General features: G+C 73.1%; 29 protein-coding genes, 3 tRNA genes and 1 pseudogene. 12 read left to right on the top strand and 21 right to left on the bottom strand.

The window, feature by feature from the left end; translation table 11 throughout:
* Positions 1–59: 59 nt before the first annotated feature.
* From rplA to rpmG (AD017_RS16975), 14 genes are all read right to left on the bottom strand, one after another.
* Positions 60–785, bottom strand: a complete 726-nt coding sequence (gene rplA / locus AD017_RS17040) for a 50S ribosomal protein L1 (protein WP_010243224.1) — start codon at positions 783–785, stop codon at positions 60–62.
* Between the two features lie 74 nt (positions 786–859).
* Positions 860–1,294 (bottom strand): 50S ribosomal protein L11, encoded by a 435-nt coding sequence (gene rplK / locus AD017_RS17035; RefSeq protein WP_010243222.1) that lies wholly within the window; start codon positions 1,292–1,294, stop codon positions 860–862.
* A gap of 71 nt (positions 1,295–1,365) precedes the next feature.
* Positions 1,366–2,292: a transcription termination/antitermination protein NusG gene (gene nusG, locus AD017_RS17030; RefSeq protein WP_060574811.1), complete on the bottom strand. Its 927-nt coding sequence runs from the start codon at positions 2,290–2,292 to the stop codon at positions 1,366–1,368.
* A gap of 58 nt (positions 2,293–2,350) precedes the next feature.
* The gene (gene secE, locus AD017_RS17025; RefSeq protein WP_010243218.1) at positions 2,351–2,698 is read right to left on the bottom strand and encodes a preprotein translocase subunit SecE; all 348 of its coding nucleotides are present in this window, start codon (positions 2,696–2,698) and stop codon (positions 2,351–2,353) included.
* A 132-nt stretch (positions 2,699–2,830) separates the two neighbouring features.
* Positions 2,831–2,906, bottom strand: a tRNA-Trp gene (locus tag AD017_RS17020).
* A 109-nt stretch (positions 2,907–3,015) separates the two neighbouring features.
* Positions 3,016–3,477 carry a MaoC family dehydratase gene (locus AD017_RS17015; RefSeq protein ID WP_010243216.1) on the bottom strand — a complete coding sequence of 154 codons (462 nt, stop codon included), beginning with the start codon at positions 3,475–3,477 and terminating at the stop codon, positions 3,016–3,018.
* Positions 3,474–3,926 (bottom strand): MaoC family dehydratase N-terminal domain-containing protein, encoded by a 453-nt coding sequence (locus tag AD017_RS17010; RefSeq protein ID WP_060574810.1) that lies wholly within the window; start codon positions 3,924–3,926, stop codon positions 3,474–3,476. Before AD017_RS17010 ends, AD017_RS17015 begins: the two co-directional genes overlap by 4 nt.
* Positions 3,927–3,928: 2 nt before the next feature.
* Complete coding sequence (gene rpmG / locus AD017_RS17005; protein WP_029240095.1) at positions 3,929–4,096, bottom strand: 50S ribosomal protein L33; 168 nt, start codon at positions 4,094–4,096, stop codon at positions 3,929–3,931.
* A 43-nt stretch (positions 4,097–4,139) separates the two neighbouring features.
* Positions 4,140–4,215, bottom strand: a tRNA-Met gene (locus tag AD017_RS17000).
* Between the two features lie 39 nt (positions 4,216–4,254).
* Positions 4,255–4,327: transfer RNA gene (locus tag AD017_RS16995), tRNA-Thr, on the bottom strand.
* Positions 4,328–4,449: 122 nt separating this feature from the next.
* On the bottom strand, positions 4,450–4,755 hold the full coding sequence (gene rpsN / locus AD017_RS16990; protein WP_060574809.1) for a 30S ribosomal protein S14: 306 nt from the start codon (positions 4,753–4,755) through the stop codon (positions 4,450–4,452).
* On the bottom strand, positions 4,755–4,991 hold the full coding sequence (gene rpmB, locus AD017_RS16985) for a 50S ribosomal protein L28 (protein ID WP_060574808.1): 237 nt from the start codon (positions 4,989–4,991) through the stop codon (positions 4,755–4,757). The genes rpsN and rpmB overlap by 1 nt, the downstream gene beginning before the upstream one ends.
* A 3-nt stretch (positions 4,992–4,994) precedes the next feature.
* Positions 4,995–5,237, bottom strand: coding sequence for a 30S ribosomal protein S18 (gene rpsR / locus AD017_RS16980; RefSeq protein ID WP_060574807.1), 243 nt, complete (start codon positions 5,235–5,237; stop codon positions 4,995–4,997).
* Complete coding sequence (gene rpmG / locus AD017_RS16975; protein WP_010243203.1) at positions 5,237–5,404, bottom strand: 50S ribosomal protein L33; 168 nt, start codon at positions 5,402–5,404, stop codon at positions 5,237–5,239. The genes rpsR and rpmG (AD017_RS16975) overlap by 1 nt, the downstream gene beginning before the upstream one ends.
* An 83-nt stretch (positions 5,405–5,487) precedes the next feature.
* On the opposite strand from rpmG (AD017_RS16975), the gene mrf reads away from it, so the two are divergent.
* From mrf to AD017_RS16950, 5 genes and pseudogenes are all read left to right on the top strand, one after another.
* On the top strand, positions 5,488–6,720 hold the full coding sequence (gene mrf / locus AD017_RS16970) for a ribosome hibernation factor-recruiting GTPase MRF (RefSeq protein ID WP_060574806.1): 1,233 nt from the start codon (positions 5,488–5,490) through the stop codon (positions 6,718–6,720).
* Positions 6,720–6,890, top strand: coding sequence for a 50S ribosomal protein L32 (gene rpmF, locus AD017_RS16965; protein ID WP_010243198.1), 171 nt, complete (start codon positions 6,720–6,722; stop codon positions 6,888–6,890). The genes mrf and rpmF overlap by 1 nt, the downstream gene beginning before the upstream one ends.
* 141 nt (positions 6,891–7,031) lie before the next feature.
* The gene (locus tag AD017_RS16960) at positions 7,032–8,315 is read left to right on the top strand and encodes a cytochrome P450 (protein ID WP_060574805.1); all 1,284 of its coding nucleotides are present in this window, start codon (positions 7,032–7,034) and stop codon (positions 8,313–8,315) included.
* Positions 8,312–9,992, top strand: a pseudogene (locus tag AD017_RS16955) (class I adenylate-forming enzyme family protein). Before AD017_RS16960 ends, AD017_RS16955 begins: the two are co-directional and overlap by 4 nt.
* A 210-nt stretch (positions 9,993–10,202) precedes the next feature.
* Positions 10,203–10,517, top strand: a complete 315-nt coding sequence (locus AD017_RS16950; RefSeq protein ID WP_139316881.1) for a hypothetical protein — start codon at positions 10,203–10,205, stop codon at positions 10,515–10,517.
* Positions 10,518–10,523: 6 nt separating this feature from the next.
* Here the strand turns inward: AD017_RS16950 and AD017_RS16945 are convergent, their stop codons facing one another.
* Positions 10,524–10,757 (bottom strand): hypothetical protein, encoded by a 234-nt coding sequence (locus AD017_RS16945; RefSeq protein ID WP_139316882.1) that lies wholly within the window; start codon positions 10,755–10,757, stop codon positions 10,524–10,526.
* Between the two features lie 209 nt (positions 10,758–10,966).
* Between AD017_RS16945 and tenA the strand changes: the two genes are divergently transcribed.
* Positions 10,967–11,635, top strand: coding sequence for a thiaminase II (tenA, locus tag AD017_RS16940; protein ID WP_010243188.1), 669 nt, complete (start codon positions 10,967–10,969; stop codon positions 11,633–11,635).
* Between the two features lie 23 nt (positions 11,636–11,658).
* On the opposite strand, the gene AD017_RS16935 is transcribed toward tenA, so the two are convergent.
* The 3 genes from AD017_RS16935 to AD017_RS16925 all read right to left on the bottom strand — a co-directional run bounded on the left by AD017_RS16935 (position 11,659) and on the right by AD017_RS16925 (position 14,209).
* The gene (locus tag AD017_RS16935) at positions 11,659–12,078 is read right to left on the bottom strand and encodes a phage holin family protein (protein ID WP_227012767.1); all 420 of its coding nucleotides are present in this window, start codon (positions 12,076–12,078) and stop codon (positions 11,659–11,661) included.
* Positions 12,075–13,316, bottom strand: a complete 1,242-nt coding sequence (locus AD017_RS16930; protein WP_060574803.1) for a serine hydrolase — start codon at positions 13,314–13,316, stop codon at positions 12,075–12,077. Before AD017_RS16930 ends, AD017_RS16935 begins: the two co-directional genes overlap by 4 nt.
* Positions 13,317–13,405: 89 nt before the next feature.
* On the bottom strand, positions 13,406–14,209 hold the full coding sequence (locus AD017_RS16925) for a class I SAM-dependent methyltransferase (RefSeq protein ID WP_082398771.1): 804 nt from the start codon (positions 14,207–14,209) through the stop codon (positions 13,406–13,408).
* Positions 14,210–14,373: 164 nt separating this feature from the next.
* Between AD017_RS16925 and AD017_RS16920 the strand changes: the two genes are divergently transcribed.
* Together AD017_RS16920 and AD017_RS16915 are read left to right on the top strand one after the other, a co-directional pair.
* Entirely contained in the window at positions 14,374–15,348 is a 975-nt protein-coding gene (locus AD017_RS16920; RefSeq protein ID WP_060574802.1) for a patatin-like phospholipase family protein, read from the top strand.
* Between the two features lie 100 nt (positions 15,349–15,448).
* Positions 15,449–15,706 carry a hypothetical protein gene (locus AD017_RS16915; RefSeq protein WP_010243179.1) on the top strand — a complete coding sequence of 86 codons (258 nt, stop codon included), beginning with the start codon at positions 15,449–15,451 and terminating at the stop codon, positions 15,704–15,706.
* Between the two features lie 16 nt (positions 15,707–15,722).
* On the opposite strand, the gene AD017_RS16910 is transcribed toward AD017_RS16915, so the two are convergent.
* Positions 15,723–15,941, bottom strand: a complete 219-nt coding sequence (locus AD017_RS16910; RefSeq protein WP_010243177.1) for a hypothetical protein — start codon at positions 15,939–15,941, stop codon at positions 15,723–15,725.
* Positions 15,942–16,094: 153 nt separating this feature from the next.
* On the opposite strand from AD017_RS16910, the gene AD017_RS16905 reads away from it, so the two are divergent.
* Positions 16,095–17,729 carry a CocE/NonD family hydrolase gene (locus AD017_RS16905; protein ID WP_060574801.1) on the top strand — a complete coding sequence of 545 codons (1,635 nt, stop codon included), beginning with the start codon at positions 16,095–16,097 and terminating at the stop codon, positions 17,727–17,729.
* A 161-nt stretch (positions 17,730–17,890) separates the two neighbouring features.
* Here AD017_RS16905 and AD017_RS16900 read toward each other — a convergent pair whose 3' ends face one another.
* The gene (locus AD017_RS16900; protein WP_010243173.1) at positions 17,891–18,244 is read right to left on the bottom strand and encodes a hypothetical protein; all 354 of its coding nucleotides are present in this window, start codon (positions 18,242–18,244) and stop codon (positions 17,891–17,893) included.
* A 428-nt stretch (positions 18,245–18,672) separates the two neighbouring features.
* Between AD017_RS16900 and eat the strand changes: the two genes are divergently transcribed.
* Genes eat through eutC form a run of 3 tightly spaced genes read left to right on the top strand, consistent with a single transcriptional unit; the run spans position 18,673 to position 22,208 of the window.
* Positions 18,673–20,067: an ethanolamine permease gene (gene eat, locus AD017_RS16895; protein WP_010243171.1), complete on the top strand. Its 1,395-nt coding sequence runs from the start codon at positions 18,673–18,675 to the stop codon at positions 20,065–20,067.
* Between the two features lie 33 nt (positions 20,068–20,100).
* The gene (locus AD017_RS16890) at positions 20,101–21,477 is read left to right on the top strand and encodes an ethanolamine ammonia-lyase subunit EutB (RefSeq protein ID WP_010243169.1); all 1,377 of its coding nucleotides are present in this window, start codon (positions 20,101–20,103) and stop codon (positions 21,475–21,477) included.
* Entirely contained in the window at positions 21,474–22,208 is a 735-nt protein-coding gene (gene eutC / locus AD017_RS16885) for an ethanolamine ammonia-lyase subunit EutC (RefSeq protein ID WP_060574800.1), read from the top strand. The genes AD017_RS16890 and eutC overlap by 4 nt, the downstream gene beginning before the upstream one ends.
* Positions 22,209–22,213: 5 nt before the next feature.
* Here the strand turns inward: eutC and AD017_RS16880 are convergent, their stop codons facing one another.
* Positions 22,214–22,465 carry a hypothetical protein gene (locus tag AD017_RS16880; RefSeq protein WP_060574799.1) on the bottom strand — a complete coding sequence of 84 codons (252 nt, stop codon included), beginning with the start codon at positions 22,463–22,465 and terminating at the stop codon, positions 22,214–22,216.
* Positions 22,466–22,531 lie beyond the last annotated feature (66 nt).

Below are 22,531 nucleotides of genomic sequence, written 5' to 3'. Positions count from 1 at the left end.
ACGACGACGCCCCCGGCTCCGCGAGCGGAACCGGGGGCGTCGTGCGTGGTGTCAGGAGATCAGACCGTCTCCTCCGCGTCCTCCGAGAGGAGGTTGCGGGTGCGGTTCGGGTCGACCGGGATGCCCGGGCCGGAGGTCGTCGAGAAGGTGATCTTCTTGACGTAGCGGCCCTTGGCGGCCGACGGCTTGAGCCGCATGATCTCGTCGAGGGCGGCGCCGTAGTTCTCCACCAGCTTGTCGGTGTCGAACGAGGCCTTCCCGATGATCATGTGCAGGTTGGCCTGCTTGTCGACCCGGAAGCTGACCTTGCCGCCCTTGATCTCGTTGACGGCCTTGGTGACGTCCGGGGTGACGGTGCCGGTCTTCGGGTTCGGCATCAGGCCACGCGGGCCCAGGATGCGCGCGATCCGGCCGACCTTGGCCATCTGGTCCGGGGTCGCGATGGCGGCGTCGAACTCGAGCCACCCGCCCTGGATCCGCTCGATCAGGTCCTCGGCGCCCACGGCGTCCGCACCGGCGGCCTCGGCCTCGACGGCCTTGTCACCGGTGGCGAACACGATCACCCGGACGGACTTGCCGGTACCGTGCGGCAGGTTCACGGTCCCGCGGACCATCTGGTCCGCCTTCCGGGGGTCGACACCCAGCCGCAGCGCGACCTCGACGGTCGAGTCGGTGTTGCGGCTGGAGGTGTCCTGGGCCAGCTTGGTCGCCGCGAGCGGCGAGTAGAGGCGGTCCGCGTCGATCTTCGCGGCGGCCTCGCGATAGGCCTTGCTGCGCTGTGCCATCTGTCCTCGTCTCCTTGGAGGTCAGGTCGTGGTTCGAGCCGCGCCCGGCTCTCCCACGCGTACGGGAGGGTTCGTCAGCCGTCGACCGTGATGCCCATCGACCGGGCGGTGCCGGCGATGATCTTGGCGGCCTGGTCGAGGTCGTTGGCGTTGAGGTCCCTCATCTTGGTCTCGGCGATCTCGCGGACCTGCGCCATCGTGACGGTGGCGACCTTGGTCTTGTGCGGCTCGCCGGAGCCCTTGTCGACGCCCGCGGCCTTGAGCAGCAGCTTCGCCGCCGGCGGGGTCTTGAGCTCGAAGGTGAACGAGCGGTCCTCGAACACGGAGATCTCGACCGGCACGACGTTGCCGCGCTGGGCCTCGGTCGCCGCGTTGTAGGCCTTGCAGAACTCCATGATGTTCACGCCGTGCTGACCCAGCGCGGGGCCGACCGGCGGGGCCGGCGTCGCGGCGCCGGCCTGGATCTGGAGCTTGATGATCGCGGAGAGCTTCCGCTTCTTGGGGGGCATGTCCTGGTCCTGTCGTGATCGATGTGCGCGCCGCGCGGCCCTGCCTCGCCACGGGCGTCCTCAGCGGTGCCTCAGATCTTGGAGACCTGGTTGAACCCGAGCTCGACCGGGGTCTCCCGGCCGAAGATCGAGACCAGCACCTTGAGCTTCTGGGCGTCGATGTTGACCTCGCTGATGCTCGCGGGGAGCGTCGCGAACGGCCCGTCCATGACGGTGACCGACTCGCCGACCTCGAAGTCGACCTCGACGGTGGAGGATCCACCGGTGGTGGCGGCGGCGCCTGCGGCAGCCGGCTTGCCCGCCTCGGCCTCCTTCTTGGGGGCCTCGGTCTTGGGCAGCAGGAACTTGACGACCTCGTTGACGGTCAGCGGCGACGGCTTGGACGTGGCACCGACGAAACCGGTCACGCCCGGGGTGTTCCGCACCGCGCCCCAGGACTGGTCGTTCAGCTCCATCCGCACCAGGATGTAGCCGGGCAGCACCTTGCGCTGGACCTTCTTGCGCTGCCCGTTCTTGATCTCGGTGACCTCTTCGGTCGGCACCTCGACCTGGAAGATGTAGTCCTCGACGTCGAGGGTCTGTGCTCGCGTCTCGAGGTTCGACTTCACCTTGTTCTCGTAGCCGGCGTACGAGTGGACGACGTACCAGTCGCCGGGGGCGCGGCGCAGCGCGGCGCGCAGCTCCTCCTCCGGGTCGACGTCCTCCGCCGGCTCGTCGGCCGCGGGCTCGTCGGTCGCGGTGCCGTCGCTCTCGTCGGTCGCGGCGTCGGCGGCCGGCTCGTCGCCCGCACCGTCCAGCGTCTCCGCGGCGGCACCGGCGGTCGACTCGTCGTCGGCGGCGGTGTAGTCGCCGGAGACGGCGTCGTCACCGTGGGCCGCCTCGGTGTCGGCGTCCTGGACGGACTGCTCGGGCAGCGTCTCGTCGGCCGTGTGCTCGGCGACGGCGTCGAGCGCGGCCTCGTCGGCCGTCTCGTCGTACGCGTTGCTGTCGGAGGTCACGTCCTACTCGCTTCCTTATCGGTGTCGGGTCGTCACCGGTCGGTCCGGTCCGCTCGCGTCAGTTGCCGAACAGCAGCGCGACGCCCTCGGCGAACGCCGAGTCGAGCAGGAACACCAGGGTCACCATGAACGTCACGAAGACGAGGACGGCGATGGTGTACTTGACCATCTGGGAACGGTTCGGCCAGATGACCTTGCGGAGCTCGGCGACGACCTCACGCAGGAAGCGGGCGATCCGCGCGAACGGCGACGCCTTCTTCTCCTTGGTGGCCGTCGCCCGGGTCGGGGTGACCCGCCCCTTGGACGGGGTCTCACCCGATCCGGACCGGGCTGCCCGCCGCCCACGACGGTCGGCGGCGTTGCTCGGGCGCTCCTGCCCGGACCCCGGCTCGTGCTCGTCGCTCACGCGTTCGCCCTCCGCACGCGGCGGACGTCCGCCCGCCCTTCGGTCACGTCCTCCTCCTGAGGAGAACCTGCTCTGCTTCGCCGTTCGTGCCGTCGGCCGCGCCACCGTGCCATCCGGTGACCTGCGGCGTCGTGGCAGGGGTGACAGGACTTGAACCTGCAACCTGCGGTTTTGGAGACCGCTGCTCTGCCAATTGAGCTACACCCCTTTGCCCCGATCCACCCCTAGAGGCGGTGGGACGGGCACGACCGATCATCCGGCGCACCCGGCTGGTTCGAGTGTACGCACCCGCCGTGGCGGGCCCGCACCCCGGGTCCTTATCGGTCCGGCGCCGACGGCAGCAGGACCTCGGCACGGGCACGGCCCAGCACCGTCTTCCCGTCGAACACGGCCCGGAGGTCGACGACGGCGACCCGGCGGTCACCGTCCTCCCGGACCTCGGACACCGTGCCGCCGAGTTCGACGGTGGCGCCGGTGTCGTCGTCCGGGACGACGACGGGGCGCGTGAAGCGGGTGCCGTAGCTCAGCACGGCCGCGGGGTCGCCGGTCCAGGCGGTGAGCACGCGGGCCGCGAGCGCCATCGAGAGCATCCCGTGCGCGATGACGCCGGGCAGGCCCGCGGCGGAGGCGATCCGGTCGCTCCAGTGGATCGGGTTGAGATCACCCGACGCCGCGGCGTACCGGACGAGGTCCGAGCGCGTGACCTGCACCTGGAACGACGGCAGGTCGTCGCCCTTCTGCACCGCCGCGGCGGTCTCCGGGGTCAGTCGGCCGGTCATTCGCCGGCCTCCCCGGCGGGCGAGACGACCATGCTGCGCGTGGTGGCGACCGGCTCGCCCGTGGCGTCGGACACCTCACAGCGCAGGGTCAGCATGTGGTTCCCGGCACGGGTGCGGAGCTCGTCGACGTGCACGACCGTGGTCAGCTCGTCGCCGGCGCGGATCGGCCGACGGTACGCGATGTGCTGGTCACCGTGGACCATGCGGGTGTAGTCCCAGCCGAACGCGGGGTCCTTCAGGAACTCCTCGATGACCGGCATGGTGAAGCAGACCGGGAACGTCGGCGGAGCGACGAGATCGGGGTGCCCGGCCGCGCGAGCCGCGTCGAGGTCGTGGAACAGCGGATCGCCGTCACCGATGGCGACGGCGAACTCGCGGATCTTCTCCCGACCGACCTGGTACGGCCCGACCGGGTCGAGCTCACGCCCGACCCAGGACTGGTCGACCACGCTCAGCGGGTCTCGCGGTGCGCCCGGTGGGTGCCGCAGTTCCGGCAGAACTTCTTGATCTCGAGCCGGTCGGGGTCGTTCCGCCGGTTCTTCTTGGTGATGTAGTTGCGGTTCTTGCACTCCTCGCAGGCCAGAGTGATCTTCGGCCGCACGTCCGTGGCCTTGGCCATCGCGGGTGCCTCCCAGCAGGATGATCGGAATACTTCGCCAACGTGGTGACGATGGCCGGACTTGAACCGGCGACACAGCGATTATGAGCCGCTTGCTCTACCAACTGAGCTACACCGTCATACAGAGCTCGCCTGTGTCAGCTCTGAAGTTCAGTCAGAGCCCCCTTACGGAATCGAACCGTAGACCTTCTCCTTACCATGGAGACGCTCTGCCGACTGAGCTAAGGGGGCGGCAGCGGTCAGCGGGAGTGGTACTGCGCTCTCCGCTCACCGACTGGAAGAACTTTACACGGCGGTTCCGGGGCCCCGATCCGGGGGTCCCCGGAACCCTGTCCGCGCTGGTCAGGCCGGTTTCACCAACTCGACTTCCGGACGCCGGGCAGCGCCCCGTCGTGGGCCAGCTCCCGCAGCCGGACCCGGGACACCCCGAACTTGCGGAGGTGACCCCGCGGACGACCGTCGACCGAGTCGCGGTTGCGGACCCGGGTGGCACTGGCGTCCCGCGGCTGGCGGCGGAGCTCGGCGGCGGCGGCCGCCCGCTCCTCCCCGGTCGCCGACGGGCGCGCGATCACCGCCTTGAGCTCGGCCCGCCGCTCGGCGTACCGCGCGACGATCTCCTTGCGCCGTTCGTTCTTGGCGATCTGCCCCTGCGTGGCCATCAGACCCTCACCCCGTTCGCGCGGATCCGGGCGACGGCCGCGGGCACGCCGATCCGGTCCACTGTTTTGATCCCCTTCGCCGAGAGGGTCAGCCGGACCCAGCGCCCCTCGTCGGCGAACCAGTAGCGCTTCGACTGCACGTTCGGGTCCCAGCGCCGGCTCGTCCGGCGGTGGGAGTGGGACACGGCCTTCCCGAACGACGGCTCGCGGCCGGTCAGGTCACAACGACGCGACATCGGTCACCGCCCCGCGTGCGGGTAGGGCAGCAGGGCCATCTCCCGCGCGTTGCGGATCGCGAGCGCCACCTGCCGCTGCTGCCGGCCCGTCAGCCCGGTCACCCGGCGGGCCCGGATCTTGCCGCGGTCCGAGATGAACGTGCGCAGCAGCGCCGCGTCCTTCCAGTCCACGTGCTCGATCCCGCGGACCTTCAGCGGGTTGGCCTTGCGGCGGGCCGGGCGCAGCGTCGTCTTCCGGGACGGCATCAGCGCTCCTCCTTGAACTCGACGTGGCGGCGCAGCTTCGGGTCGTACTTGCGCAGGACCAGCCGGTCCGGGTCGTTCCGCCGGTTCTTGCGGGTCACGTAGGTCGTGCCGGTGCCGGCCGTCGACCGCAGCTTCACGATCGGCCGGACATCGGTCGTCTTCGCCATCGGAGCCCTCCTCTCAACATGGGAATCGTTTTCGTTTACGCTACACCCGACCGTCATCAGGCCCGAGCCCCGGGAGGGAAGTCATGACCGAGCTGGTGGTCCTGTGCGGGACCGTGCGCGACGGGGTCGAGCGGACGATCGGACGGATGCGGGAGCTCGACCCGGGCGTCGTCGTGCTGCACCACGAGCTGCACGACCTCGGCCGCGGCCGGGTGCACCGGCGCCTGCGCCGCGGTGCCGACGACGAACGCACCGTGCTGGAGCTGGCACACGGCTGCGTGAGCTGCACGATCCGCGAGGACGTCCTGCCGACGCTGGCCGCGCTGACCGGCACGGTGGACCGGGTCGTCCTGCACCTTGACCCGCGCCTCGAACCCGAGCCGGTCTGCTGGGCACTCGGGGCGGTGCTGTTCGAGCCGGGCGACGGCCGTGCCGCCTGCACCGCGGCCGACCTGGTCGACCTGCGCGGTGTGGTCGCCGTGCTCGACACCGACACCTGGCTGGACGACGCCACCGGCGACGCGACCCTGCCCGAGCGCGGCCTGAGCACCCTGCCCGACGACGAGCGCACGGTCGCCCAGCTCGCCGTCGGCCAGGCCGAGTTCGCGGACGTCGTCGTGACGGCCGGAGGGCCGGCGACCGGGCGGACCGCGGCCGTCCTGGACCGGCTCGCCCCCACCGCGCCGCGGCTGACCGCCGACACCGCCGACCACCGGTTGTTCTGCGACGGCCTCGCCCCGGACGCGCGCCGCGGCGTCCCGGGCGGGGTGCACGATCCGCTGTTGCGCGGCACCCCTCCGCTGGAGGAGTCGGGCGGCGTCCGCACGCTGCTGTTCTCCGAGCGCAGGCCGTTCCACCCGGACCGGCTGCACGACGCGATCGACACGCTGCTCGACGGCGTCGTGCGGACCCGGGGACGGGTCTGGCTGGCCACCCGGCCGGACGCCGTCCTCTGGCTGGAGAGCGCGGGCGGCGGGCTGCGGATCGGGCACGCCGGCGACTGGCTGGACGGCGCCGACGAGCAGGCCTGGGCCGAGGCGGGCGACCAGCGGCGGGCGATGGCGGCCCTGTCCTGGCACCCGCGCTGGGGTGACCGGGCCCAGGACCTCGTGGTGCTGTGCCACGAGGCCGACCCCGACGACGTCGACGCCGCCCTGCGCCTCGCCCTGCTGACCGACGCCGAGATCGCCGCCGGCGAGGCCGCCTGGGCCGAGCTGCCCGATCCCTTCGGCTGGGCCCACGACGAACCCTGCGCGGACCCCGAACCGGCGCGCAGCGACCCGACCACCGGAACCGATCGAGAAGGAGAGCACTGATGGCCGTCCCCAAGCGGCGGATGTCGCGCGCGAACACCCGGCACCGCCGGTCGCAGTGGAAGGCCGAGACGCCGGACCTCGTGCCGCTCACCCTGGAGGGGCGCCGGCACCTGGTGCCGCGCCGGCTCGTCCCCGCCTACCGCCGCGGCCTGCTGCCACCGCCCTCCTGAGGCGTTCCCGCCCGAGGGCGGGGGCGGACCGGAGACCCTGTCCCCTCCGGTCCGCCGCTGGCACGCCCGGGCCGTGACGCGCGCCACGCACGCTGCCTAGCCTCGGACTGCCGCGCCTGCGCGGCAGGAGGGACGGCGACGATGCCGGACGCGACCACCCACCCGTTCGACCTCTCGGACATCGACGGCGCCTGGACCGCCCCGATCCGCGAGCGCGCCGCCGGGTTCGCGGCCCTGCGCGAGGCGCCCGGCATCCCCTGGTTCGAGCAGCCGCCCTCGCCCGTCCCCGATCCGGGCCCCGGCTACTACGCCCTCACCCGCTACGACGAGATCGTCGAGGCGAGCCGCGCACCGGGCGTCTTCCGGTCCGGGCCGGGCGCGACGTCGGTCGCCGACATGCCGCCGGCGTTCCTCGAGTTCTTCGGCTCGATGATCAACGCCGACGACCCGCGGCACGCGCGGCTCCGCCGGATCGTCTCCCGCGGTTTCACCCCGCGACGACTCGCCGACCTGCAGGGCAGCATCGAGCAGGGAGCCCGCGAGATCGTCGACGACCTCCTGGCCGCCGGGGAGTGCGAGGGCGTCGAGACCGTCTCCGCGCGGCTCCCGCTGCGGACGATCTGCGACATGATGGGCATCCCGGCCAGCCACCACCGGTTCGTCTACGACCGGTCCAACGTGATCCTCGGCGCCGGCGACCCGGAGTTCGTGCCCGAGGGCACCGACGTCACCACCGCCCTGCTCACCGCGGGCGGCGAGCTCGCCGCCCTGATGCGCGAGCTCGGCGACGCCCGGCGGGCCGACCCGACCGGCGACGTCACCTCCGCGCTGGTCAACGCCGAGATCGACGGGGAGCGCCTCACCCCGGACGAGCTGGCGAGCTTCTTCGTCCTGCTCGTCGTCGCCGGCAACGAGACCACCCGCAACGCCACCAGCTGGGGCCTGCAACTGCTGACCGACCACCCGGACCAGCGGGCCGCCTGGCTCGCCGATCCGGAGGGGGTGACGGCGACCGCCGTCGAGGAGGTCGTGCGCTGGGCCTCGCCGGTGATCTACATGCGCCGGACGCTCTCCGAGCCCGCGGTGCTCGGCGGCACCGAGCTGCCCGCCGGGGCGAAGACGGCGTTGTTCTACTGGTCGGCGAACCGCGACCCCGCGGTGTTCGGCCGGGACGGTGCCGATCCCGAGGCCTTCGACGTGCGTCGCGCCCCGAACCCGCACCTCGGGTTCGGCGGCCCCGGCCCGCACTTCTGCCTCGGCGCGCACCTGGCCCGCCGCCAGCTGACCGTGCTGTTCACCGAGCTGCTGCGCCGGGCGCCGCGGGTGGCCGTCACCGGGGAGCCGCGCCGGCTGCGCTCGATGTTCATCAACGGGATCACCCGGTTGCCACTGACCGCCGACGCCGGAAAGGCCGTGCTCGCATGATCGTCCGCTCCCCCGCTCCCGCCCTCGACGTGCCGGCCCTGCCGGCCGGTGCGCAGCTGCGCGGCGCCGCCGCCGCGTTCGGCGACGCCCCGGTGCTCCACCACGCCGGGCACGAGCTGTCGTTCGCCGGGCTGCTGGCCCGGGCGTCGTCGTTCGCGCACGCGCTGCACGCCGACGGCATCGGCCGCGGCGACGTCGTCGCCCTGCACCTGCCGAACTGCCCGCAGTACGCGGTCGCCTACTGGGGCACGCTGCTCGCCGGGGCGACCGTGACCCCGGCGAACCCGCTGCTGGCCCCCGCCGATCTCGGGGCCCAGCTCGCCGACTCCGGCGCGGTGGCCGCCCTGTCGTGGGGCGCGGCGCTGCCCGCGCTGCTCGCCGCGCGGCCCGGGACCGCGCTGAAGCGGGTCCTCGCGACGGGACCGGGTGAGGTGCCCACCGACGCGACCGACCTGGACGCGTTCCTCGAGGGCCGGCCCACGGCCCCGCCCGGCACCGACCTCGATCTCGACCCGGCCACCGATCTCGCGCACCTCGCCTACACCGGCGGGACGACCGGCCGGTCCAAGGGCGTCCGGGTGACCCACCGGAACGTGCTGACCAACGCGTTGCAGTCCGCCTGCTGGGGAACCGGCGCGAGCCCGGGTGTCCGCGACACCGCGCACGGCCCCGGCGTCGTGCTGGTCGATCCCGGCCCACCCGAGGAGTTCCCGACGCCCCTCGGTTCCGGCCGCGCGATCGGCATCGCGCCGTGGTTCCACGCGATGGGCACGATCGGCGGGCTGAACGTGCCTGCTCGCCGGGAGCCTCACGATCGTGCACGGCCGCTTCGATCCGAAGGCGTACCTCGCCGACGCGACCCGGTTCGCGGTCACGTCGATGTCCGGGGCGCCGCCGGTGTACGCCGCGCTGCTCGCCCACCGCGCCGCCGCCGGGGACCTGTCCTCGGTCCGGTCGTTGACCTCCGGGGCGGCGCCGCTGCCCACCGGGATCATCGCCGGGCTGCGCGAGTGGCTCGGCGACGACCTCGCGATCAGCGAGGGGTACGGCCTCACCGAGGTCACGATGGCCGCCACCCTCGGGCCGGCCGGCCGCTCGGCACCGCGCCGGCCGGGCACCGTCGGGCTGCCGGTCGCGGGAACCGAGATCCGGATCTCCGGCCACGACGGCGAGGAGCTCGGGCCCGGCGCGGAGGGCGAGGTGTGGATCCGCGGCCCGCAGGTCACCGGCGGGTACCTGGGCCGGCCCGCGGACACCGCGGCCGCCTTCGACGGCGACGGCTGGCTGCACACCGGCGACGTCGGCGTCCTCGACGACGACGGCTTCCTCCGGATCGTCGACCGGCTCAAGGACATGCTGCTCCACAAGGGCTACAACGTGTACCCCCGCGACCTGGAGGAGCGGTTGCTCGCCGTGCCCGGCGTGACGGGCGCCGCGGTCGTCGGCCGGCCGGCCGGCGTGGCGGGCGAGCGTCCGGTCGCGTTCCTCACCGGGCCCACCGAGGCCGACGCCCGTGCCGCCGTCGAGGAGCTGAACGCCCGGCTGCTGCCCTACCAACGCCTGCGCGAGGTGCACGTGGTGGAGGCGATCCCGGTCTCCGCGGCGGGCAAGGTGCTCAAGCGGGAGCTGCGCGACCAGCTGGCCGGGATCCCGGAGCAGGGTGCCGCATCGGAGTGACAAAGCGTGACTCGTAGTCACGTTCCGATCGGCGTACGGGTGTTCCCGTCAGCCACACGGGTGGAGTAGTCACTCCGACGATTGGCGGATGCCGTCACCGGATAACAAGGTGAACGTCCGACACGACAAGACGGGCAGAAGCAGGAACCGGCGGCGCGCACCGGGTCCCGAAGAACCCGTATCGACTCCCCCGAGATCGTGGTGATCGTCATGTCCGCGCCCGTCGTCCGCATCCCGAGCCCGCGCCGTCCCGTCGGATCCGCCGGACCGGTCCCGCAGATCCCGCAGGTCCCGGCCCCGCGACCGGCCCCGGAGGCCGGCCACCGAGCCGGCGCACCCGGCCGGCACCGGGGCACGGCGCGACCGGTCACCACGGCGGCACGGACGTTCACCGTCCTCGCCCGGGCCGGCAGCCTCACCACGCTGGCCGCGATGGTCGTCCTCGCGGCCGCCGTCGCCGGGCTCGCCGACGGCGAGCCGCCGGCCGACGGTACGGGCGAGGCCGCCGTCAGCACCCCGCGCTGAGCCGGCTCAGGCGGCGTCCGTGCGGGACTCCTGCTGCCCTGCGGGCTGCGACTTGAGGACGTGCTCCATCAGCTCACCGACGAGACGGTTCCCGCCGAGCCGGTAGCCGAAGTCCTCCCAGGCGAGGAGCTCCCGGGAGATCAGTTCGCCGACCGGACCGGGGTACACCCGGGTGGCACGGAACGCGGCTGCCCGCATCCGCATCTTCTCGTGGTGCTCCATGGGCGCCGGTGCGCTCATGCCCTCACCTCCGCTTTGGGGGACTCGACTTCGGCGCGCTCTCCGCGCTGAGGTGCCCGCCGGTCCTCATGGTGACGGACGATCCGCGATTCGCACGCAGAAGTGCGCTGCGTCTCAATCTGCACGTCACCGCACGGTTGACGGCGCGTTGAGCAGGTGTTGCCCGGATGATCACAGGTCCCGCCGGGCCTCGTGACTACGGTGGACGGATGGCGGACCGCACGCGTGACCTGCTCTGGTCGGACGTCGAGACCATCCACGGGAAGATCCTCCGGCACCCGTTCGTCACCGGGCTGACCGACGGATCGTTGCCCCACGACACGTTCCGGCACTACATCGTCCAGGACGCGCACTACCTGCGCGGCTACGCGAAGGCGCTCGCGGTGTGCGCGGCGAAGGCCCCCACCGACGACGACACCCTGATGTTCGCCGAGCACGCCGGCGGTGCGATCACCGCCGAGCGCGAGCTGCACGACGACCTGCTCGGCGCGCTGGGCCTCACCTCCGAGCAGGCCCGCACGGCGCCGGTCGCCCCGGCCACCCGCGCCTACGTCAGCTACCTGCTCGCCGCCGTGTACGGCGGGTCGTGGGCGGAGGGCGTCGCCGCGGTGCTCCCCTGTTACTGGATCTACGCGAAGGTCGGCGAGCACCTGGTCGGGACCGGCTCGCAGGACCCCCTCTACCAGCGCTGGATCGACATGTACGCCGGTGAGGAGTACCGCGCGGTGGTCGACGCCGCCCTGGACGCCACCGACCGGGCCGGTGCGGCCGCGTCCGTCGCGGAGCTCGCCCTGATGCGCGAGCACTTCACGACGACGTCGCGCTACGAGTGGATGTTCTGGGACGCCGCGCACCGGCAGGAGACCTGGCCGGTCTGACGGCCCCCGCCGGGGCCGCCGGGTCAGCGGGCGTCGTAGCGGTCCGGGATCACGAGGTGCAGGAAGAACGACACGATCCCGACGATGATCGCGCCCCAGAACGCGGACCAGAACCCGTCGACGACGAACGGCAGGTCCACCAGACCGGCCAGCCAGCCGGTCAGCATGAACATCAGCGCGTTCACCACCAGGGCGAACAGCCCGAGCGTGAGGATGTAGAGCGGGCAGCCGAGCGTCGCCACGACGGGCTTCACGATCGCGTTCACCACGCCGAACACCAGCGCGACGGCGAGCAGCGTCCCGGCCCGGGCCCCTGTCGACCCGGCACTGAGGTCGATGCCGCTGACGAGGACGGTCGCCACCCACAGCGACGCCGCGACCACCAGCGTCCGTACGACGAACGCGAGTCCTGGTCCGGCCTGCATCGCCGGTCGGTCACTCATCGGTCGATCACCGCCTGCTGCACGAGGGTCTGGAGCTGGGAACGGATCGGGTAGGTGCTCGACGGCACCAGCTGGGTGAAGAAGAGGGCGACGACGTCGTCGACCGGGTCCACCCAGAATGCGGTGGAGGCGAGCCCGCCCCAGGCGAAGGTGCCCGGGTTGGCGAGCTGCTTGGCCGCCGCCGGGTCGATCACCACGGAGAAGCCGAGTCCGAAGCCGACGCCGGCGAACGCGGACTCGGAGAAGATCGGGCGGCCGACCGTGTCGAGGTCCTCACCGCCGGGCAGGTGGTTGCGGGTCGCCGCGGCGAGCGTGCGCGGTCCCACGATCCGGACGCCGTCGAGCTCGCCGCCGCGGGCCAGCATGCGGGCGAACCGCAGGTAGTCGCCCGCGGTGGAGAGCAGCCCGCCGCCGCCGGAGAGGTAGTCCGGCTCCCGGGTCGCCGTGCGCGCCAGCACCTTGTTGACGACGAGCCCGCCGCCGGGCTTGGCGTTGTAGAGCGTCGCGAGCCGCTCGGCCTCCGGCGAGTCCGGCGCGACCGAGAACGTCGTCTCGGTCATCCCCAGCGGGCCGGTGATCTCTTCGCGGAAGAACTCGTCGAGCCGCCGGCCCGACGCGACCTCGACGACCCGCCCGAGCACGTCGGTGGCCACCGAGTAGTTCCACTCGGTGCCGGGCTGGAACAGCAGCGGGAACGACGCGAAGTGCTCGGTGGCCGTCGCGAGGTCCATCCCGGCGGGGGCGCCGAACTCGAAGCCCTTCGAGCGGTACATCTCGTCCACCGGGTGCGCGTGGTGGAAGCCGTAGGTGAGACCGGCGGTGTGGGTGAGCAGGTGGTGGATCCGGACGGGCTCGACGGCCGCGTCGGTCCCCGGGTTCAGGGCCGACCCGCCGCGGTAGACCCGCTGGTCGGCGAACGCCGGGATGTAGCGCGACACCGGGTCGGTCAGCTCCAGCGCGCCGCGCTCCCAGAGCATGAGCGTCGCGATCGACGTGATCGGCTTGGTCATCGAGTAGATGCGCCAGATCGTGTCGTCGGTGACCGGGGTCCGCGCGTCGACGTCGCGGTACCCGTGGTGCGAGACGTGCGCGACGCGGTCGTGCCGCGCGACCGCGATCGTCCAGCCGGGGAGCCTGCCGTCGTCGACGTAGCGGCGGAAATGGGTGTCGATCCGGGCCAGCCGCTCCGCATCGAACCCGACCTCGGCCGGGTCCACCTCGATCTTCGGAACCGTCACCGGGCCGACCCTACCGACGCGCGCTCCGCCACTCCGACGATCCTCGCCGTGCGAGCCGTCACCGGACGGGTGGACGCTCGTCGCGCCGGTCAGGCCGCCAGCAGCTCGTAGCGGGCCAGGCGGTGGCCGCGCAGCGCGGGGACCGTCCGCAGTCCGGCCGCCATCGCACGGGTCGTGCGCGGCAGGCGCGCCGCGACGGCGGCGGGCGGCACCCCGGCGCCGCAGGCCTCCAGCAGGCGCAGGCCCCACGGCTCCAGCTCGCGGGGGTCCTCACAGGTCCAGTCGACGTCGAGGCCCTGCAGCGGGCCGGCGACCAGCCGGTCGGCGGCTGCCCGGGACAGCACGTCGGTCACCAGGGTCGCGCCGGGCAGCATCCGGGCGGCCGTGAACACGATCCGCTGCACGCCCTGCTCCGGCAGCAGCGCCAGGACCTGGTCGGACACCACGAGGTGGGGCCCGGGCAGCTCGCGGGCGAGCTCCATCCAGTCCTCGTCGAGCGCCGACCCGGACACCAGGTGCGCCGGGCCCGGCAGGAGCTCGCGCCGCAGGTCCGCGATCTCCGGGAGCTCGACGTCGATCCAGTGCGCCGGGCCCTCCGCGCCGAGCCGCCCGGCCCGCCCGTCGAGGCCCGGCCCGAGCTCCACGACCGTCCCCGACGGGTGCTCGGCGACGAACTCCCGCACCCAGTGGTCGAGCACCGCGCCGCGCAGCATCATGCAGAGCGCGTCGGTGCGGCCCGGTGCCGTTCCGAGATCGAGATCGTCGGCGAGCCCCGCGGCGGCCGGGTCGCCCACCACCGGACGGCGGCGGCGCGCGTCACTCGCGCGGGCCGACGCGGCCGGAAGCGACGTCGACTCGATCGCCCCCAACCGCAGCTGGCGTCGTTGCGTCACGGTGTTACCCCCTGGTCGGGCGAACCTACTAGGGCCCGTACCGGCATCCGGGACGGGGCGGTGGGCGGCGCCGGTCCGGCGGCCGGTGGTACGCGAGCGGTCCGCTCGTCGTCGCCGGGTACCGCGGCGGCGGGCTCCGTCCGGCCCGTCGCGATGATGGGCCGATGCGCAGCCACTCGCTCTCCCCGGGGGCCCACGGCGACGCCGAGGTCCTCGCGCTGCTCGAGCGGCGCCGGACCGCGGGCCGCGGCGCCGGCGCGCACGCCGACGACCACCGGCTGGCCCTCGTCGTCGGCGGTGGCGGGATGCGTGGCGCCTACGCCGGCGGGATGGTGCACGCCCTGGAGGCCGCGGGCCTCGCCGGCTGCTTCGACGAGGTGTGGGGCAGCTCGGCGGGCGCGTTCGTCGGGACGGCGCTGGTGCTCGGGCACGGTGCGGACGCGTCGCGGATCTTCTGCGACGACATGGCGAGCCGGGAGTTCATCGACCCGCGCCGCTGCGGGACCCGCCGTCCGATGGTGTCGCTCGATCACCTGCTCGACCACATCCTCGTGGAGTCCAAGCCGACCGACTGGTCGTCGCTGGTGACCAGCCCGGTGCCGCTGCACGTGCTGGTCACCCGCGCCTCGGACCTCTCGGCGCACGTGCTGACCGGCCTGCCCGACGGCCACGCCTGGAAGTCCGCGATGCGTGCGACGGCGGCGATCCCGCTGCTCGCCGGGCCGCCCGTCCGGATCGGCGACGACGACTGGATCGACGGGTCGGTGAGCGACCCGCTGCCGGTGGCCCGGGCGCTGCGCGGCGGCGCCACCCACGTGCTGGCGCTGATGACGCGCACCGTCGACGAGCTCGTCGCGACGCCGGCCGACGCCCGCGCCCCGCTCTGGGCACGGTCGCTGGACCGGCTCGCCCCCGGTCTGGGCCGGATGGCACAGGACGCGAGCCGGCACGGCGAGTGTCTGTCGCTGCTGACCGACGCGGCGCACCCGGACCGGGCCGGGGCGCACCTGCTCACGCTCGCCCCGCACACGTCGGCCGGAGTGCGGGGCCTGACCACCGATCCGGGCCGCGTCGCCGCGGCCTCCCGGATCGGCCACGAGACCGTCGACGGCGCGCTCGGGCTCCCCGCTGCGGCCTGACCCGCGCCGGGCGATCATGGGGCGGGTCAGGCCGGCCCGATGATTTTCCGGGTGCCGGCCGGTCCCCACTGCCGAGCCGGGTCCGTGAGGGGGTGAGCCGATGCCGGGCGCACCGACCTTCCACACGCGCACGATCACGCTGCTCCCCGGCGGGAGCCGCCCGCACGACGAGGACGAGTGGCGCGGGGCCCTGGTCGTCGTCGACGCCGGGGAGATCGAGCTCTGCTGCTCGGCCGGTGGCAGCCGCACCTTCGGCGCGGGATCGGTCCTGTGGTTCACCGGCCTGGATCTCGTGGTCGTGCGCAACCCCGGCACGACCGACGCCGTGTTCCGCGGGATCACCCGGGCCGCGTCCTGATCCCCGGGTGGCGGGCTCAGACCCCCGCGTCGAGCGCCCGGAGCCAGATCCCGTTGCGGGTGGCGACGAGGCCCAGCTCGCCCGGGTCGGCGACGCACGCCCCGCGCCGCCGGTGGGTGTCCCAGAGCTCCGCGTCGTCGAACACCGCGCCGCAGCCGCCGAAGCGGCCACAGCAGTGCGCCCGGTCCGGTCCGACCCACTCCCGACCGCAACACGTCATCCGCTCGACCCGCACGGGGGCGCACGGTACGCGGGCCCCCCGACAGTTCCGGCCGACCGCCCTCGACCACCCGACGGGCCGGCTTCCGGCGGCGGCCCGGATGGAGCAACCGGGTTCTCCTACGATCGGTCCAGCCCCGCATCGAGCGGGTGCGAGGGGGAGGTGACGATGGCCGCGCTCGCGGAACGCCTGGTCGATCGGCGGCTGGGGTTCACCGACACCACGCCGTACGTGCGTGAGCGGGACCTGCGGGTCCCGTTGTCCGACGGTGTGGTGCTGCTCGCCGACCTCTACCGCCGTCCCGGGCCGGTCGAGCCGCGGCCGACGGTCCTCATGCGCACGCCCTACGGGCGCGACGGTCTCGGGTCGATCATCGGCTCGCTGCTGGCCCGGCGCGGCTTCCAGGTGCTGGTGCAGTCCACCCGCGGGACCTTCGGGTCCGGCGGGCAGTTCCGGCCCTTCCTGCACGAGAGCCCGGACGGGCTCGACACCCTGGACTGGGTGCGTGAGCAGGACTGGTGCGACGGCCGTGTGTCGATGGTCGGGCCGAGCTACGTCGGGCACACCCAGTGGGCGATCGCCCCGTACGCCCGTCCGGGCCTGGCCTCGATGAACGCCGACATCACCGCGTCGGAGTTCACCAGCACGTTCTACCCGGGCGGCGCACCGGGCCTGCTGAACCTGGCGAGCTGGGTCAACCAGATCGGCAGGCAGGAGCGGATCGGCGCGGTCACCGGCTTCCTCGCGACGCCGGTGTTCAGCCGTCGCAAGCGCCGCGCCGTGGCGTCGCTGCCGCTGCAGGCCGCCGACGTGGCGCTGACCGGCGCACCGGTGGTGTTCTGGCGCGACTTCGTCGAGCACGCCGAGTCGCCGCGCGAGTTCTGGGCGCCCGCCGAGCACGACGGGTTCGACGCCGCCGCGATGCCCCCGGTCTGCATGGTCACCGGCTGGTGGGACCTGTTCCTCGACCGGCAGCTGGTCGACTTCACCGCGCTCCAGCGGGGCGGCGCGACCGCCCGCATCACGATCGGGCCCTGGACCCACGGCGACCGGAGCTCGCTGCCGACGATCGCGCAGGAGATGGTGCACTGGCTCGGCGTGCACCTGCACGGCGGCGAGCACGACGGCCGCGCCCCGGTCCGCGCGTGGGTCGAGCACGCCGACCGGTGGACCGACCTGCCATGCTGGCCGCCGCCGGACGCGCAGCCGACCGAGTGGTACCTGGCCCCCGGGTCCCGGCTGCGCAGCGACTCGACCGGCCCGGCCGGGGCAGGCACGTTCGTCTACGACCCGGCCGACCCGACGCCGACCGTGGGCGGGCCGATGCTGCAGCCGCCGTCGAAGCAGCACGACAACCGCGACATCGAGGCCCGCGACGACGTGCTGGTCTACACCGGGGCGCCGCTGGAGACCGATCTCGACCTGCTCGGCGACGTGTCGGCGGTCGTCTACGTCCGCACCGACTCGGGCGCCGGTGACGTCTTCGTCCGGGTGTGCGACGTCGCGCCGGACGGGACGTCGTCGAACGTCACCGACGCGATGCACCGCCTCGTCCCCGGGCGGGAGGCGAGCGCGCCGGACGGCACGACCGTCGTCCGGATGGCATTGAGCCCGACCGGGTACCGGGTCCGCGCCGGGCACCGGCTGCGCGTGCAGATCGCGGGGGCCGCGTTCCCGCGGTTCGCCCGCAACCACGGAACGGGTGAACGGATGTCGGCGGCGATCGACGGCCGTCCCATCCGGTACGAGATTCTGCACGGCCCGGACCACCCGTCGCACGTGGTTCTGCCGTACCACCCCTGAGCACATTCCGGCGCATTCCCGGAATCGTCACGGAACCGGTCCCGGGAATGCAGGAATCCCCCGCTCCGGTTCGAGAGCGGGGGATGTCCGGTGCACGCGTTCCGTCCGGCCCGGGGAGACGGCCCCGGGTCCGGGCGGGCGCGACAGATCGTCGGCCTGGATCAGCCGTCGATGTTGGTCTGCGAGGTCGAGCCCGGGGAGCACTCGGAGACGGCCGGGGCGTCCTCGCCGTTCACGGCCTGCCCACCCAGCACACCCAGCACGCTGGCGGCGATGTCGACGCTGTTCAGCGAGCAGGAGAGCACGTTGGCGTTGTTCAGGGCGTTGACGTCGCCGACGTTGATCAGACCGGACTGGCGGTTCGAGTCGTTCTGGTCGATGTTGTTGATCTGCTTGGCGTTGACGTCCCCGCCGTGCCCGTGCCCGTGGCCACCGTCACCGGCGAACGCCAGCGGCGAGACGGCGAGCAGCCCGGCGGTGACACCAGCGGTGACGATTCCAGCCTTCTTCAGCACAGTTCATTCTCCGTTTGTGTACGGGTCCGTGTCGGACCGGCGTGTTCGGCGTGGGTTCGGGAGCCCCGCCGATGCACAGAACGCTATCCGGTCGTACCTCGATCCAACGAATTCCTTACCACCATCGGACCAGTGGGATTACTTTCGGCGAGGATACTGCTCTCTTCCGGCATCCCGATCTTCGTCGAACCGGCCCCGACGGACGCGCCGTACGACGGACCGTCACCACGGTGGACCCGAACGGACGCGCATCCTTTTCGTGGACCACGCTCCGTGATGTACCTCCGCACGGCCGCGTGAGCCCGCGTCACCCTCTCGCGTCGTCTTCCGCCCGCTGCATCACGAAACAGAACCCTCACAACGGCGTATCCCACCCGGCCGGGGGTCACTCCTACGATCCGCTCACCCGACGAGCGGAGGCGTGCCCCATGAGCGACCCGACCGAGGACTACCTGGCCCGACGCACGCTCCGCACGGGCGCCGCCGGCTGGGTGCTGCTCGCCGGCCTCGGCGTCAGCTACGTCATCTCCGGCGACTACTCCGGATGGAACTTCGGCCTGGCCGAGGGCGGTTTCGGGGGCCTGCTCGTCGCCGGGATCGTCATCGCCGCGATGTACTTCGCGATGGTCCTGGGCATGGCCGAGCTGTCCTCGGCGCTCCCGGCTGCCGGCGGCGGCTACACGTTCGCCCGCCGCGCGCTCGGGCCGTGGGGCGGGTTCGCCACCGGGACGGCGATCCTCATCGAGTACGCGATCGCCCCGGCCGCGATCGCGACCTTCATCGGCGCCTACGTCGAGTCGCTGGGCCTGTTCGGGATCACCGACGGCTGGTGGGTCTACCTGGCCGCCTACGTCGTCTTCATCGGCATCCACCTCACCGGTGCGGGCGAGGCCCTGAAGGCGATGTTCGTGATCACGGCGATCGCGCTGGTCGGGCTGGTGGTGTTCGCCGTCGCCGCGATCCCGCTGTTCGACCCGGCCAACCTGGTCGACATCGCGCCGACCGCTGCGGCGGGCGCGTCACCGTTCCTGCCGTTCGGGTGGCTCGGCGTCTGGGCCGCCGTGCCCTTCGCGATCTGGTTCTTCCTCGCGCTGGAGGGCGTCCCGCTGGCGGCCGAGGAGGCGCGGGACCCGGAGCGCAACGTCCCGCGCGGCATCCTCGCCGCGATGCTCGTCCTGCTGCTGACGGGTGCGTCGGTGCTGGTGCTGGCCACCGGGGCGCTCGGTGCCGACGCCCTCTCGGAGTCCGGCAACCCGCTGGTCGAGGCGCTCGGCAGCTCGCCGGCCGCCGTCGTCGTCAACTACATCGGTCTGGCCGGGCTCGTCGCCAGCTTCTTCTCGATCATCTACGCCTACTCGCGGCAGACGTTCGCCCTGTCCCGCGCCGGGTACCTGCCGCGCGTCCTGTCGATCACCAACGGCCGGAAGGCGCCGACGCTCGCACTGCTCGTCCCCGGCCTGGTCGGGTTCCTGCTGTCGCTGACCGGGCAGGGCGACATGCTGCTGAACATGGCGGTGTTCGGTGCCGCGCTGTCGTACGTGCTGATGATGGTCAGCCACATCGTGCTGCGCAGGCGGGCGCCGGAGATGCCGCGGCCGTACCGGACGCCGGGCGGGACGGTCACGACCGGGTTCGCGCTGGTCGTCGCGCTGCTGGCGGTGGTCGCGACGTTCCTGGTCGATCCGGTCGCCGCGGGCGCGACCCTGGGTGCTTTCGCCCTGTTCATGCTGTACTTCGCCCTCTACTCACGGCGTCACCTGGTGGCCGCCGCGCCGGACGAGGAGTTCGCGGCGCTGGCGGAGGCCGAGGCGGAGCTGACGTGACGGAGCCGATGTGACGGCCGGGCGGGGGGCGGGATGACACGGCGGCGGGCGACCCTCGGTGGTCACACCTACGAGTTCGCGGACCTCGCGGCGCTGCTGGCCGCCGCCACCCCGGAACGCTCCGGTGACGTGCTCGCCGGGATCGGCGCGTCGTCGGAGCAGGAACGGGTCGCCGCCCAGGGCGTCCTGGCCGACCTCCCCCTGGCGACGTTCCTCTCCGAGCAGGTCGTCCCGTACGAGGACGACGACGTCACCCGGCTGATCGTCGACACCCACGACCGGGAGGCGTTCGCCCCGGTCGCGTCGATGACCGTCGGCGGGTTCCGGGAGCACCTGCTCCGGCCCTCGACCGACACGACGTCCCTCGCCGCCGGGCTCACCCCGGAGATGGTCGCGGCGACGGCCAAGCTGATGCGGCTGCAGGACCTCGTCGCGGTCGGCCGACGCACCCCGGTCGTCACGGCGTTCCGGTCCACGGTCGGGCTGCCGGGCACGATGGCGACCCGGCTCCAGCCCAACCACCCGACCGACGACCCGGGCGGGGTGACGGCGTCCATCGTGGACGGCCTCCTGCTCGGCTGCGGCGACGCCGTCATCGGGATCAACCCGGCCACCGACTCGCCGCAGCGCACGACCGAGCTCCTGCACCTGATCGACGAGGTGCGCACCCGGTACGAGATCCCCACCCAGTCCTGCGTGCTCGCCCATCTCACGACGTCGATCGAGATCATGGAGCGCGGCGCCCCCGTCGACCTCGTCTTCCAGTCGATCGCCGGGACCCAGGCCGCGAACGAGGGGTTCGGCGTCGGCCTGGACCTGCTGCGCGAGGCGCACGAGGCCGCGCTCGCACTGGGCCGGGGCACGGTCGGCACGAACTGCATGTACTTCGAGACCGGTCAGGGCAGCGCGCTGTCCGCCGACGCGCACCACGGCGTCGACCAGCAGACCCTCGAGACCCGGGCCTACGGCGTGGCGCGGGCCTTCGACCCGCTGCTGGTCAACACCGTCGTCGGGTTCATCGGGCCGGAGTACCTGCGCGACGGCAAGCAGATCACCCGGGCCGGGCTGGAGGACCACGTGTGCGGGAAGCTGCTGGGCGTCCCGATGGGGGTCGACGTCTGCTACACCAACCACGCCGAGGCCGACGCCGACGACACCGACGCCCTGCTCACCCTGCTCGGCGCCGCGGGCTGCTCGTTCGTCATCTGCGTGCCCGGCGGCGACGACGTGATGCTGCACTACCAGTCGCTGTCGTTCCACGACGCGCTCTACGCCCGCCAGGTGCTGGGACTGCAGCCCGCGCCCGAGTTCGCGTCCTGGCTGGCGACGATGGACATGCTCGACGACGACGGCCGGGTCCGTGAGCTCCCGGCGTCGGCGATGCGTGCACTGACGGCGGGGGTCCGGTGACCGGGCACGGCGGGTCCGACCCGCTCGACGTCCTGCGCGCCTCGACCCGGGCCCGGGTCGCGCTGGGCCGCGCCGGCGACGCCCTGCCCACCGCCCGGCTGTTGGAGCTGCGGGCTGCGCACGCCGCCGCCCGCGACGCCGTCCACACCCCGCTCGACGCCGACGCGCTCGCCGACCGGATCGCCGGGCTCGGCGTGCCGACGCTGCGTGCGGCCGGCGCCCCGCGCGACCGCGCCGAGTACCTGACCCGCCCCGACCTCGGCCGCCGGCTGGCGCCCGGTGTGGAGCTGCCGCGGGGTGAGCACGACGTCGTGCTCGTCGTCGCCGACGGGCTCTCGCCGCTCGCGGTGACCGACCACGCGGTGGGGATGCTCGCCGAGGTCCTCGACCGGCTCGGTGACGCGCGGGTGGCCCCGGTCGTCGTCGCCACCCAGGCCCGGGTGGCGCTCGGCGACGAGATCGCCACCGCGGTCGGCGCCCGGAGCGTGGTGGTCCTGATCGGCGAGCGGCCCGGGATGAGCTCGGTCGACTCGCTCGGCGTCTACTTCACCTACGACGCCCGCCGCGGCCGTCGCGACTCCGAGCGGAACTGCCTGTCCAACATCCGGCCCCCGCACGGCACCGGGTACGCCGAGGCCGCGACGACGCTCGCCCTGCTGATGAGTGAGGCGTGGCGGCTCAAGCTGTCCGGGGTGGCGCTGAAAGCGGATCCCGCGCTGCCGGCGGGGTGAGCCGGTCAGCCGCGCAGCTGCCCGACGGCGGCCTCGGCCGCGTCGATCTGCCGGGTGCCCTGCCCGACCGCCCACACCCGCGTGTCGCGGTCGACGGCCAGGCACGTCCACCCGGGACCGTCCTCACCGGACAGGTGCACCAGCAGGATCCGGTCGTCGTGCTCGACCCGGAGCCGGTGTCGCGGGTTGCCGTCCTCGTGCAGCGTCCGGACGGGCGGCTCGGTGTCGGGCGCGACGAACGACGTCCAGCGCGGCATCGGTGCTCCTCGGTGTCGACGGACCGGGATGAGTTCCGCAGTGTTCCGCGGTCTCCCCTTCCGAGG

This window comes from Pseudonocardia sp. EC080619-01, assembly GCF_001420995.1.
Classification (GTDB): domain Bacteria; phylum Actinomycetota; class Actinomycetes; order Mycobacteriales; family Pseudonocardiaceae; genus Pseudonocardia.
Note: the sequence above shows the minus strand (reverse complement) of the source record. Positions and strands in the feature narration are given on the sequence as shown.